The sequence below is a fragment of the Citrobacter sp. CK188 genome (assembly GCF_030333525.1).
Taxonomy (GTDB): Bacteria; Pseudomonadota; Gammaproteobacteria; order Enterobacterales; family Enterobacteriaceae; genus Citrobacter_B; species Citrobacter_B koseri.
This window is the reverse complement of the sequence record NZ_JAOWFU010000029.1, coordinates 944,811-957,570: the sequence shown is the minus strand read 5'-3', so window position 1 is coordinate 957,570 and position 12,760 is coordinate 944,811. Positions and strand designations below refer to the sequence as shown.

Genomic DNA, 12,760 nt, shown 5'->3' with positions numbered 1-12,760 from the left:
TCTGAGGTATTTATGGCGACGCCGTTTACGCCGCCACAAGCAGAAAAGTACACCTGTTATCGTTCTTACTGATGATCAGGATTTCATCATCCTGTACACATAGCCTTAAGAAAATATTTCCCGCGTCCTCTCATCGCCCATAACGCCGGGATAATTTAGCCGCTGCCCGGCTCAGTAAAGGCTCAAGCGCCAACGCCAGCAACATCTTCAGCGGGCGCCGGGCCACGGATTTCACCGCCCACCCCGCTACGCCTGCGGGACCGTAGCGTAACGCGGTCAGGAGAACCAGCTTCCCTGCAAGTTTAAAGCCCGGCTTCACCTTTTGCCCGGCGCGTTGCCAGCGAGTATTCATCTCTGTCCTCTTACAATTGACGGAAGCGGCTGCGTAACGTGAAGGTATCAGAGGTCACATAGCGCTCCATTTCGCGTAAACGTTTTTCGCCAGCGGCCAGTTCACGATCCACCGCATCTAACAGTTCACCGCTGGAAGGCTGTTGCTCGCCCGTTGCCATGCTGTCCGGCATCGGGTCCAGTACAAAAGAGAGAATGATGTAAGCCACCAGGGTGAAAAATGCCAGACCAAAGAAGATCGACAACACCACCAGGATACGCACCAGTTTCACCGGTACATCAAGGTACTGCGCGATACCGGCACACACCCCTCGCACCATCCCTTGCTGCGGCATACGCCATAATTTCTTGTTCAGGTTAATTCCTCCCATTAGCGATCCCTCCAGTTCGGATGTTCGGCGTCAAGAATGGCTTCCAGCGCCTGAATACGCTCGCGCATGCGTTGTGCTTCGTCGGTTAGCTGCATTAAACGTTGCTGTTCGCTTTGCGACAGTTCGCCCCGACCGGAACGGTTGCTGTAATGCAGCCATAACCAAATCGGTAACACGAACAGCACGAAAATGGTTAACGGTATGGCCAGAAATAACGCGCTCATGAGTGCTCCTTACAGGTGATGAGCGGCGGCGCGTTCGGGCGCCGCCAGGTATTATTATTGGTTATCTTGCTTCATTTTGGCTTTCAACTGCGCCAGTTGTTCGCTGATTTCATCATCTGCTTTCAGATCGGCAAACTGCTGATCCAGGGTTCTCTGCTTGCCAAAGTTTTGGCTTTCCGCTTCCGCCTCCATCTGATCGATACGGCGTTCAAACGATTCAAAACGCGCCATAGCCTCATCCAGTTTGCCGCTGTCCAGTTGACGGCGGACATCACGGGAAGAGCTTGCCGCCTGGTGGCGCAACGTCAATGCCTGCTGACGGGCACGGGTTTCACTGAGTTTATTTTCCAGCTCGCCAATCTCTTTCTTCATCCGCACCAGCGTGTCGTCAACCAGTGCCGCTTCCTGATCGAGAGTGGCGATCAAATCCGTCAGTTTTTGTTTCTCAATCAGCGCGGCGCGCGCCAGATCCTCTTTGTCTTTACGCAGCGCCAGCTCGGCTTTCTCCTGCCACTCCGCCTGTTGCGCGGCGGCCTGCTCAATGCGACGGGATAACTGTTTCTTTTCTGCCAGCGCGCGCGCGGAATTAGAACGGACTTCCACCAGCGTATCTTCCATTTCCTGAATCATCAGGCGCACCAGCTTTTGCGGATCTTCCGCTTTTTCCAGCAGCGCATTAATGTTGGCGTTCACGATGTCGGCAAAACGAGAAAAAATACCCATAATTCAATCCTCACACGGTATGTTCTGATATCGGGCTATGCCCTGCTACAGGGTTAATACAATCTGCGTGCCAACTTTTTAATATATTGATTATTAAAACAATATACGATTTTACCTCACGAGAGAAATAGGCTAAAGTGGTGAATAACACTAACAAGTGGTGAATCTCATCATGGCAGAATACAAAGATAACCTTCTCGGCGAAGCCAACAGCTTTCTTGAAGTGCTGGAGCAGGTTTCCCATCTGGCGCCGCTGGATAAACCCGTGCTTATCATTGGCGAACGCGGAACAGGGAAAGAGCTGATCGCCAACCGGCTGCATTTTCTCTCAACGCGCTGGCAAGGGCCATTCATCTCCCTTAACTGCGCCGCGCTCAATGAAAACCTGCTCGACTCCGAGTTATTTGGTCATGAAGCAGGCGCATTTACCGGCGCGCAAAAACGTCATCCCGGGCGCTTTGAACGCGCCGATGGCGGTACGCTCTTTTTGGATGAGCTGGCGACCGCTCCCATGCTGGTTCAGGAAAAACTGCTGCGGGTGATCGAATACGGCGAACTGGAGCGCGTCGGCGGCAGCCAGCCGTTGCAGGTTAATGTGCGTCTGGTCTGCGCGACAAATGCCGATTTGCCGCAAATGGTGAGCGAAGGGACATTTCGCGCCGATCTGCTGGACCGGCTCGCTTTCGACGTCGTGCAGCTTCCCCCTTTACGCCAGCGTCAAAGCGACATCATGTTAATGGCCGAACACTTTGCCATTCAGATGTGCCGTGAGATTCATCTGCCTCTCTTCCCGGGTTTTACCGCGCGGGCGAGAGAAACCCTGCTTCAGTACCGCTGGCCGGGAAATATTCGTGAGCTGAAAAACGTGGTTGAGCGTTCGGTTTATCGGCATGGCAGCAGCGATTATCCGTTAGATGAAATTATCATCGACCCGTTTAAGCGTGACATTCCCGAACCGACGCCGCCGGAAACGCCCGTTTCTGCGCCATCATTGCCGCTGGATTTACGCGAATTTCAGCAACAGCAGGAGAAAGACTTTCTGCAAATCAGTCTGCAACAGGCGAAATTTAATCAAAAACGGGCAGCAGAATTGCTGGGTCTGACCTACCACCAGTTGCGCGCATTGCTCAAAAAACATCAGATTTAGCGCTCATGCCCGGGACAGTTGTTCTCATTCTGTGGGGGTAATATGTTAAGTGAATTAATGAGGTTTTCTTTATAATTAATTTCGATATTGGTTAATAACATAATAAAAATAATTACAAAGGTGATTGAATTTCCAGCGTAATGTTATACCCAACGATTTTGCATACAAGGGAAATGCCATGAATTGGGATAAACACGCAACCGTAGAATACGCACGCAGACACGCTATGATGGGTGCGAGCCTGGCTGGCTTGTTAATCAGCTCTTCTGCTTTTGCGGCGTTGTCTCCCGGCGGACCCGAAGCTACAGCTTTAACATTTAATCGCTGGTACATATCCCAGTTAATACAGGAGAAAAATCCACTGGCTGATTATGAGGGACTCCAGCCCTACGTTACAGCAAACACCATTGCTGCGTTAAAGACCTCAAATACAGCAGACCCAGGCTCCGAAGATGTACCCGATTCTGATATGTTCATCAAAGCCCAGGATTTTGACGATGACTGGCAGCAAATAGAGATCGTCTCATCAGACTTAGATCCCGTATGTACACAGGTCTATGTCTCTTTCGGCGCTGAACAGAAACACACAGTAATAGACTGCATGGTGAAAGAAAACGGTACCTGGAAAGTACAATCTGTCGCAGGCCAGAAAATATTGCGAAACGTAAGCCTGAAGTAATCATGTATCAAAGCCCGTAACTTAACTGAACGGGCATTTCCTTTGGTGTTTATTCAACCAGTATGACGATTCCTTCATCGCAATTGTGTACATTTACGCCAGTTGTCCGCAGTCATTTTTACCTGGCGGGCCGAAGTGCGATACACTTTGCAGATCGAATCTAAAAACCTTAAAAATTATGCGCCTGGTTTTATCGTCTCTGATCGTGATGGCTGGACTCCTGAGTGGTCAGGCTGCGGCTGCGCCTGAACCGACTATGCATGCTGATATTCGCGACAGCGGCTTTGTCTATTGCGTCAGTGGGCAGGTCAACACCTTCAATCCACAAAAAGCGAGCAGCGGCCTGATCGTTGATACGCTTGCCGCCCAGCTGTATGACAGACTGCTGGATGTGGACCCTTATACTTATCGTCTGGTGCCGGAACTGGCAGAAAGCTGGGAAGTGCTGGACAACGGCGCGACCTACCGTTTCCACCTGCGTCGCAACGTCGCTTTCCAGAAGACCGCCTGGTTCACCCCTACCCGCAAGCTGAACGCGGATGACGTGGTGTTTACCTTCGAGCGCATTTTTGATCGCAAACATCCCTGGCATAACGTTAACGGCGGCAGTTTTCCCTATTTCGACAGTTTGCAGTTTGCCGATAACGTCCAGAGCGTGCGTAAGCTGGACAACAATATCGTCGAATTTCGCCTGACCCAACCAGACGCCTCCTTCTTATGGCATCTGGCGACGCACTATGCGTCGGTCATGTCAGCGGAATATGCGGCACAGCTGACAAAGCAGGATCACCCGGAACTGATTGACCGCCAGCCGGTCGGCACCGGCCCGTTCCAGCTCTCGGAATATCGCGCCGGACAATATATTCGTCTGCAACGTCATGAGGGATTCTGGCGTGGTAAACCGCTGATGCCGCAGGTGGTGGTTGACTTAGGCTCCGGCGGCACAGGCCGTTTATCGAAATTGCTCACCGGCGAATGCGATGTGCTGGCCTGGCCCGCCGCCAGTCAGCTCACGATTCTGCGCGACGATCCGCGCCTGCGTTTGACGCTGCGCCCCGGTATGAACATCGCCTACCTGGCCTTTAATACCGATAAGCCGCCGCTGAATAATCCCGCCGTACGCCATGCGCTGGCGTTGTCGATCAACAACCAGCGGCTGATGCAGTCGATCTACTACGGTACAGCGGAAACCGCCGCCTCTATTTTGCCGCGCGCTTCGTGGGCCTATGACAACGAGGCTAAAATTACAGAATACAATCCGGCTAAATCCCGCGAGCAGTTGAAAGCGCTGGGGCTGGAAAACTTAACGCTACAGCTGTGGGTGCCGACCAGTTCCCAGGCCTGGAACCCCAGCCCGCTGAAAACCGCCGAGCTGATCCAGGCGGATATGGCGCAGGTCGGCGTAAAAGTGGTGATTGTTCCGGTAGAAGGTCGTTTCCAGGAGGCGCGGTTGATGGACATGAACCATGATCTGACGTTGTCCGGTTGGGCAACCGACAGTAACGATCCAGACAGCTTCTTCAGGCCGTTGCTGAGCTGTGCCGCCATTAACTCGCAGACCAACTTTGCACACTGGTGCCATCCTGAGTTTGACGGCATTCTGCGAAAAGCGCTCTCGTCCCAGCAGCTTGCGGCGCGTATTGACGCGTATGATGAAGCGCAAAATATTCTGGCAAAAGAGCTGCCGATACTGCCGCTCGCCTCCTCGCTGCGTTTACAGGCTTATCGCTATGATATTAAAGGGCTGGTTTTAAGTCCCTTTGGTAACGCCTCGTTTGCCGGTGTTTCGCGGGAAAAAGAAGATGAGGTGAAAAAACCATGATTATTTTCACCCTGCGTCGGTTTCTGCTGCTGTTGGTCACACTGTTCTTTCTGACCTTTATCGGCTTTAGCCTGAGTTATTTCACGCCCCATGCGCCATTACAGGGCGCATCGTTGTGGAACGCCTGGGTTTTCTGGTTTAACAGCCTGATCCACTGGGATTTTGGCGTTTCCAGCATTAACGGCCAGCTGATCTCCGAACAGCTCAAAGAGGTTTTTCCCGCCACGATGGAGCTGTGCATTCTCGCTTTCGGCTTTGCCCTGATGGTCGGAATCCCGGTGGGGATGCTGGCAGGCGTAACGCGGAATAAATGGCCAGACCGTTTCATCAGCGCCCTCGCCTTAGTGGGATTTTCGATTCCGGTCTTCTGGCTGGCGCTGCTGTTGACGCTGTTTTTCTCGCTCACGCTCGGCTGGCTGCCGGTATCAGGTCGTTTTGATCTGCTTTACGAAGTGAAGCCGGTCACCGGTTTCGCCATTATTGATGCCTGGATTTCCGACTCGCCCTGGCGCGATGAGATGGTGATGAGCGCAGTGCGCCACATGGTATTGCCGGTGCTGACGCTGGCCGTCGCCCCCACCACGGAAGTGATTCGTCTGATGCGCATCAGCACTATTGAAGTGTATGACCAGAATTACGTGAAGGCAGCGGCGACGCGCGGTCTGTCACGACTGACGATTCTGCGTCGGCATGTGCTGCACAACGCGCTGCCGCCGGTGATCCCGCGTCTCGGCTTGCAGTTTTCCACCATGCTGACGCTGGCGATGATCACCGAGATGGTCTTTAGCTGGCCGGGGCTGGGACGCTGGTTGATCAACGCTATCCGCCAGCAGGACTACGCCGCTATTTCCGCAGGCGTAATGGTGGTTGGTTCGCTGGTGATTATCGTCAACGTGATCTCTGATATTCTGGGTGCTATGGCTAACCCTCTGAAACATAAGGAATGGTATGCCTTACGATAGTGTGTACAGCGAAAAGCGCCCACCGGGAACGCTGCGCACTGCCTGGCGCAAATTTTATGGCGACGCTTCTGCGATGGTCGGTCTTTACGGCTGCGCAGGTCTGGTGGTGCTGTGTATTTTTGGCAGCTGGTTTGCTCCCTACGGCATCGATCAGCAGTTCCTCGGCTACCAGTTGCTGCCGCCGTCCTGGTCGCGCTATGGCGAAGTCTCGTTTTTTCTGGGGACGGACGATCTGGGGCGTGACGTTTTAAGTCGCCTGCTGAGCGGCGCGGCGCCCACCGTCGGCGGCGCGTTTATCGTCACGCTGGCGGCAACGCTGTGCGGCCTGATTCTGGGCGTTGTCGCCGGGGCTACGCACGGCTTACGCTCCGCCGTACTCAACCATATTCTGGACACCCTGCTCTCTATTCCGTCGTTGCTGTTAGCGATTATCGTTGTTGCCTTTGCCGGGCCGCATCTGAGTCACGCAATGTTTGCCGTCTGGCTCGCACTGCTGCCGCGTATGGTGCGTTCGGTCTACAGCATGGTGCATGACGAGCTGGAAAAAGAGTATGTGATCGCCGCGCGCCTTGATGGCGCCACCACGCTCAATATTCTCTGGTTCGCCATTCTGCCCAATATTACCGCCGGTCTGATTACCGAAATCACCCGCGCGTTGTCGATGGCGATCCTCGATATCGCCGCGCTCGGTTTTCTCGACCTCGGCGCGCAACTCCCCTCTCCTGAATGGGGCGCCATGCTCGGCGACGCGCTGGAGCTGATATATGTCGCGCCGTGGACGGTGATGTTACCAGGCGCGGCAATTATGATCAGCGTTCTGCTGGTGAACCTGCTTGGCGACGGCATCCGGCGCGCGATTATCGCGGGGGTGGAATAATGCCGTTACTGGATATCCGTAACCTGACCATTGAATTTAAAACCGGCGAAGACTGGGTTAAAGCCGTAGATCGGGTCAGTATGACGTTAAATGAAGGGGAAATTCGTGGACTGGTCGGCGAATCCGGCTCCGGGAAAAGCCTGATTGCGAAAGCCATTTGCGGTGTGGCGAAAGACAACTGGCGCGTCACCGCCGACCGTATGCGCTTTGACGATATCGACCTGCTGCGTCTTTCCGCACGCGAGCGCCGCAAACTGGTCGGCCATAACGTGTCGATGATCTTTCAGGAACCGCAGTCGTGCCTTGATCCTTCAGAGCGCATTGGCCGTCAGCTGATGCAGAATATTCCCGCCTGGACCTATAAAGGTCGCTGGTGGCAGCGTATTGGCTGGCGAAAACGCCGTGCCATTGAACTGTTGCACCGGGTCGGCATTAAAGATCACAAAGACGCGATGCGCAGTTTTCCGTATGAGCTGACGGATGGCGAATGTCAGAAAGTCATGATCGCCATTGCGCTCGCCAATCAGCCGCGCTTGCTGATTGCCGACGAACCGACCAACGCGATGGAACCCACCACCCAGGCGCAGATTTTCCGCCTGCTGACGCGCCTGAACCAGAACAGCAATACCACTATTTTGCTGATCAGTCATGACCTGCAAATGCTCAGCCAGTGGGCAGACAAAATTAACGTTCTGTATTGCGGGCAGACGGTCGAAACTGCGCCCAGTAAGGATCTGGTGGCTACACCTCACCACCCTTATACTCAGGCGCTCATCCGCGCGATACCGGATTTTGGCAGCGCCATGCCGCATAAAAGCCGCCTGAATACCATGCCAGGGGCAATCCCGCTGCTGGAACAATTACCGATAGGTTGTCGTCTGGGGCCGCGTTGCCCGTATGCTCAACGAGAATGCATTGAAACCCCGCGTCTGACCGGGGCGAAGAATCATCTCTACGCCTGTCATTTTCCGCTGAATATGGAGAAAGAGTGACATGGTGGAAACCCTGCTCGAAGTGCGTAACCTGAGTAAAACCTTCCGCTACCGTACAGGATGGTTCCGGCGTCAGACCGTCGAGGCGGTAAAGCCGCTCAGCTTCACCTTACGCGAACGCCAGACGCTCGCCATTATTGGCGAGAATGGCTCCGGCAAATCCACGCTGGCGAAAATGCTGGCAGGAATGATCGCGCCGACCAGCGGCGAACTGCTGATTGACGATCATCCGCTGAAATACGGCGACTACTCGTTTCGCAGCCAGCGTATCCGCATGATTTTTCAGGACCCGTCAACGTCACTCAATCCGCGACAGCGCATCTCGCAGATTCTGGATTTCCCGCTGCGGTTGAACACCGATCTGGAACCGGAGCAGCGACGTAAGCAGATTATTGAAACCATGCGGATGGTCGGTCTTCTCCCTGACCACGTCAGCTATTATCCGCACATGCTGGCGCCAGGGCAGAAACAGCGTCTGGGATTAGCCCGCGCCCTGATTTTACGCCCGAAGGTGATCATCGCCGACGAAGCGCTGGCTTCGCTCGATATGTCGATGCGCTCGCAGCTCATCAACCTGATGCTGGAACTCCAGGAAAAACAGGGGATTTCGTATATCTACGTCACTCAGCATCTGGGGATGATGAAACACATCAGCGATCAGGTGCTGGTCATGCACCAGGGCGAAGTGGTCGAACGCGGCAGCACCGCTGATGTTCTCGCCTCTCCGTTACATGAACTCACCCGCCGTTTGATCGCAGGACACTTCGGCGAAGCCCTCACCGCCGACGCCTGGCGAAAAGATCGCTAGCCTGAAGGAGCGTTATGATGTTGTTGTCTGAATCAATTAACGGCCATTTGGTCATCCACCACGCGCCCCGAATGCAGGAGCGCCCATGAGAAAATATTCCTGGCTGATCCTGTGTCTGGCGCTGGCTGTGCTACTGGCGTCCGCTTTCGCATTCACTCGTGCTGACAACCAGACTGAACCGGCATTCGGCTACACTCTGGACTTCAAAAAACCGTTGTCCGGGATCGACAATTTATCCTCCCTGAGCTACGTGCCCGAAGAAGATGTTTTTGTCGCCACCCTCAACAGACCCGCCACCATCCTCAAACTGTCTAAAAATGGAGAAATACTCGCCAGAAAAAGCATCGCAGATCGGATTAAAGATGCTGAATCAATCGAATACGCGGGTAACGGGACATACTTACTGGTCGATGAAGCAGACTCCGCGATGTATGTTTACCAGCTCAGCCAGGATCTGGACATCAGGTCAGTGAGAAAAATAGAAACAGACCTGTTTGAGAACGCGCGCAATCGGGGAATCGAAGGCATTGCCTGGATGGCCGGACGAAATGAACTCTATTTCGCCAAAGAACGTAAACCGGTCATGCTGTACCGAACCCAAAGCGACGGCGGCCTTACTCATTTTTCTGAGATCGTCCCACTGGATGATCTGATTAAAAATCTGGACGTAGACGATATCTCTGCCCTTCACATCCACGGTGAACATCTGCTGATCTTATCTGATGAGTCACGCAGCCTGACAGAGATAGACCTGAACGGCAATGTGCTGCGCCGGATGTCATTAACGCAGGGCGAAAATGGTCTTGAGGAAGATATCCCGCAGCCTGAAGGCGTGTCGATGGATAGGGCTGGCAACATTTATATTATGAGTGAGCCGAACCTGTTTTATCGATTTGAAAAGGTCTCGACTGGCAGGTAAACCGTAAGTTCAGACTCTTCTTTCCCGTTGAAGCGCGGTTTTGACGGGAGAGAAGAAACGGTGATACGCGGGCTTTTGTGAAGTCAGAAAACACTGGAAACGTTTGAAATGGTGCCGACTACCGGAATCGAACTGGTGACCTACTGATTACAAGTCAGTTGCTCTACCTACTGAGCTAAGTCGGCCTGGGCCGCCATCGAGGCCTCGAACCCCGTTCCCTACAACACCCACAACAAATGTCGTTCGCTCTTCCAGATGAGCTAATGGCGGTTTGACGGTTCTTGTGAGTTATCACGCACTTACGCGTCATAACGAACCGGCTGCGAATAATACATAAGTAGAATTAGTCATGCAACCATTATGATTCGTCCAAATGTATTTATCCCTTATATTCGCAGCGCGTCGCCCGCTCGTGCTGGTTGGATGAGGCGAACCTGATAGCGGGTGATATACTGGACGGATGCAGGAAAATATCGAAAGTAAACAGGCTCGTCCTGCGCTGCCCCGGAGCTAAGTCACGGGAAATGACGGAAAAATATCGTGACACAAAGGGCTGTGAGTGGGATATAATTTCGAGCTAATTTCGAATAACTTTGAAATGTTGCTTTTAATTTATTGATATTAAAAGCAAAAAATAAGTAATGACTATAAGGATTAAAGCTATGGGTTTTCTTTCCGGTAAGCGCATTCTGGTAACGGGTGTTGCCAGCAAATTGTCCATCGCCTACGGTATCGCTCAGGCGATGCGCCGCGAAGGAGCTGAACTGGCGTTCACCTACCAGAACGACAAACTGAAAGGCCGCGTGGAAGAGTTTGCCGCTCAACTGGATTCCAGCATCGTGTTGCAGTGTGATGTAGCTGAAGATGCCAGCATCGACGCTATGTTTGCCGAACTGGGTAAAGTCTGGCCGAAATTCGACGGTTTCGTTCACTCTATCGGCTTCGCGCCTGGCGATCAGCTGGATGGCGACTATGTGAATGCCGTTACCCGTGAAGGCTTTAAAATCGCGCACGACATCAGCTCTTACAGCTTTGTGGCAATGGCAAAAGCTTGCCGTACCATGCTGAATCCGGGTTCCGCCCTGCTGACCCTGTCTTATCTGGGTGCTGAGCGCGCAATCCCGAACTACAACGTCATGGGTCTGGCAAAAGCGTCTCTGGAAGCAAACGTGCGTTACATGGCTAACGCGATGGGCCCGGAAGGCGTTCGTGTTAACGCAATCTCCGCAGGTCCGATCCGTACTCTGGCCGCGTCCGGCATCAAAGATTTCCGTAAAATGCTGTCGCATTGCGAAGCGGTTACGCCGATTCGCCGCACCGTTACCATTGAAGATGTGGGCAACTCTGCCGCCTTCCTGTGCTCCGATCTGTCTGCCGGTATCTCCGGTGAAGTCGTTCACGTCGACGGCGGTTTCAGCATCGCAGCCATGAACGAACTGGAACTGAAATAATCGTTTCACTTCCCGCAATGGGCGGCGCAGCGTCGCCCATTATTCCCTTCTCTGATGACGCCTTTCACCCCCTTCCATTCTTCGCGCGCTGTCGCATCGCGGTATATATCATTCTGATATTTATTATCACCTAACAATCTTTTATCCCCTCTCTTGCTTACGCCAGGATAATGCAGCGAAAACGATCCGGCGTGATTCGACGACGACGTGTCCGGGTCGCCACTTTTAGACCAAGGAACGCCCATGGAACAACGCCGAATTGAAGGCAAAAGCCACTGGTATCATGAAACCCAGTCCAGCACTTATCCGCAAGAGGTTCTCCCGCTGGTGCCGGAAGCCGCGAACGTCGAGGACAGTTTTCTGCTGGATTTAGCGATCGCCGAAGACGTGCTTTTACCCTTTCAGTCCTGGTTGCACCCTGCCCGTCAACTTGCTCAACGCCTCTTTCCCGAGCGCGTCACACAGAATCGTCTCCACACGTTCAGCGCCTATGAACGGATGAGTACCGCATTGACCGTTGCCCAGGTCTATGGCGTACAGCGACTCTGTAACCATTACGCCGCGCGACTGACCCCGCTTCCCGGCCCGGACTCCTCCCGTGAGAGTAACCACCGACTGGCGCAAATCACGCAATACGCGCGTCAACTGGCCAGTTCCCCTGCGGTCATTAATGCCCGCGACCGCCAGCACCTTGACGATGTGGGTCTGACGACCTGCGACATCATTCTGATAAACCAGATTATTGGTTTTGTGGGTTTTCAGGCGCGCGTCGTGGCGATATTCCAGGCTTATCGTGGACACCCCGTCCGCTGGGTGCCGGGTCTGGATATACAGCAATTCGCCGATGCGCAGCTTTTCCAGGAAAGGGACGCGCAATGGCACCCGGCTCAGGAAGGCGTGGAAATACGTTACGCCAGCGCCGAACAACTGGAGTGCCTGTCCCACCATCAGCCGGTTGCAGAACTGCTGACGCTCGCGCCAGTCCTGGTTCACGAACCCGCCCTGCTTTCTTTGCTTGGCACACTGCTCACCAGCGCCCTGCGTACGGATGCGCCACCGGCGTCGCTCCCACTCGCCACGCTGCTCACGTCGCGCATCAATGGCAGCGTCGCCTGTTTTAATGAACAGTCACGCCACGCGAGCGAATGGGCAGAGACAATTTCGGTGTTCCGCCGGGATGAACGGGAGATACAGCACTGGGAAAGCCAACATCCGGTTGAGCGTCCTGTCACGCAAGCGATACAATGGCTGACCAGGGCGCCCGATCGTTTTAGCGCTGCGCAATTCACGCCGTTACTCGAACAAGGGGCGTCACTGGAACAGGCCGTCAACTTGCTGGGCTGGTGCGGATTGTGCGGTTGGTTGAACCGTTTAAAAATCGCGTTGGGCGAAACACATTAACCGCGCCTTTACTGAAAGAGCGCTTGCTGCGCC

Annotated in this window: 14 protein-coding genes and 1 tRNA gene; 10 read left to right on the top strand and 5 right to left on the bottom strand. The window is 53.8% G+C overall.

Translation table 11 applies throughout. The features are described 5' to 3' along the window. Positions 1 to 130 precede the first annotated feature (130 nt). Genes pspD through pspA form a run of 4 tightly spaced genes read right to left on the bottom strand, consistent with a single transcriptional unit; the run spans position 131 to position 1,669 of the window. Positions 131 to 352, bottom strand: coding sequence for a phage shock protein PspD (gene pspD, locus OGV67_RS10015; RefSeq protein ID WP_012132268.1), 222 nt, complete (start codon positions 350 to 352; stop codon positions 131 to 133). 10 nt (positions 353 to 362) lie between these two features. Next, complete coding sequence (gene pspC / locus OGV67_RS10010; RefSeq protein WP_012132267.1) at positions 363 to 722, bottom strand: envelope stress response membrane protein PspC; 360 nt, start codon at positions 720 to 722, stop codon at positions 363 to 365. Beyond that, entirely contained in the window at positions 722 to 946 is a 225-nt protein-coding gene (gene pspB, locus OGV67_RS10005; protein WP_012132266.1) for an envelope stress response membrane protein PspB, read from the bottom strand. The genes pspC and pspB overlap by 1 nt, the downstream gene beginning before the upstream one ends. 54 nt (positions 947 to 1,000) lie before the next feature. Beyond that, positions 1,001 to 1,669, bottom strand: coding sequence for a phage shock protein PspA (pspA, locus tag OGV67_RS10000; protein WP_012132265.1), 669 nt, complete (start codon positions 1,667 to 1,669; stop codon positions 1,001 to 1,003). A gap of 172 nt (positions 1,670 to 1,841) precedes the next feature. Between pspA and pspF the strand changes: the two genes are divergently transcribed. From pspF to OGV67_RS09960, 8 genes are all read left to right on the top strand, one after another. Beyond that, positions 1,842 to 2,816, top strand: coding sequence for a phage shock protein operon transcriptional activator (gene pspF / locus OGV67_RS09995; RefSeq protein WP_012132264.1), 975 nt, complete (start codon positions 1,842 to 1,844; stop codon positions 2,814 to 2,816). A gap of 178 nt (positions 2,817 to 2,994) precedes the next feature. Then, a complete protein-coding gene (locus OGV67_RS09990) occupies positions 2,995 to 3,495 on the top strand; it encodes a DUF3828 domain-containing protein (RefSeq protein WP_081353184.1) in 501 nt (166 codons plus the stop codon). A gap of 178 nt (positions 3,496 to 3,673) precedes the next feature. Further along, positions 3,674 to 5,317: an ABC transporter substrate-binding protein SapA gene (gene sapA, locus OGV67_RS09985; protein ID WP_115614760.1), complete on the top strand. Its 1,644-nt coding sequence runs from the start codon at positions 3,674 to 3,676 to the stop codon at positions 5,315 to 5,317. Then, positions 5,314 to 6,279 carry a peptide ABC transporter permease SapB gene (gene sapB, locus OGV67_RS09980; RefSeq protein WP_047463560.1) on the top strand — a complete coding sequence of 322 codons (966 nt, stop codon included), beginning with the start codon at positions 5,314 to 5,316 and terminating at the stop codon, positions 6,277 to 6,279. Before sapA ends, sapB begins: the two co-directional genes overlap by 4 nt. Continuing rightward, positions 6,266 to 7,156: a peptide ABC transporter permease SapC gene (sapC, locus tag OGV67_RS09975; RefSeq protein ID WP_012132258.1), complete on the top strand. Its 891-nt coding sequence runs from the start codon at positions 6,266 to 6,268 to the stop codon at positions 7,154 to 7,156. The genes sapB and sapC overlap by 14 nt, the downstream gene beginning before the upstream one ends. Then, complete coding sequence (sapD, locus tag OGV67_RS09970) at positions 7,156 to 8,148, top strand: peptide ABC transporter ATP-binding protein SapD (RefSeq protein ID WP_012132257.1); 993 nt, start codon at positions 7,156 to 7,158, stop codon at positions 8,146 to 8,148. Before sapC ends, sapD begins: the two co-directional genes overlap by 1 nt. Position 8,149: 1 nt before the next feature. Beyond that, complete coding sequence (sapF, locus tag OGV67_RS09965) at positions 8,150 to 8,956, top strand: peptide ABC transporter ATP-binding protein SapF (RefSeq protein WP_012132256.1); 807 nt, start codon at positions 8,150 to 8,152, stop codon at positions 8,954 to 8,956. Positions 8,957 to 9,041: 85 nt separating this feature from the next. Next, on the top strand, positions 9,042 to 9,875 hold the full coding sequence (locus OGV67_RS09960; RefSeq protein WP_115614759.1) for an SdiA-regulated domain-containing protein: 834 nt from the start codon (positions 9,042 to 9,044) through the stop codon (positions 9,873 to 9,875). Positions 9,876 to 9,984: 109 nt separating this feature from the next. Here the strand turns inward: OGV67_RS09960 and OGV67_RS09955 are convergent. Beyond that, positions 9,985 to 10,060: transfer RNA gene (locus tag OGV67_RS09955), tRNA-Thr, on the bottom strand. 477 nt (positions 10,061 to 10,537) lie between these two features. Here OGV67_RS09955 and fabI point away from each other — a divergent pair. Together fabI and OGV67_RS09945 are read left to right on the top strand one after the other, a co-directional pair. Further along, positions 10,538 to 11,326: an enoyl-ACP reductase FabI gene (gene fabI / locus OGV67_RS09950; protein WP_024130306.1), complete on the top strand. Its 789-nt coding sequence runs from the start codon at positions 10,538 to 10,540 to the stop codon at positions 11,324 to 11,326. Positions 11,327 to 11,569: 243 nt separating this feature from the next. Then, complete coding sequence (locus tag OGV67_RS09945) at positions 11,570 to 12,727, top strand: carboxymuconolactone decarboxylase family protein (RefSeq protein WP_115614758.1); 1,158 nt, start codon at positions 11,570 to 11,572, stop codon at positions 12,725 to 12,727. Positions 12,728 to 12,760 lie beyond the last annotated feature (33 nt).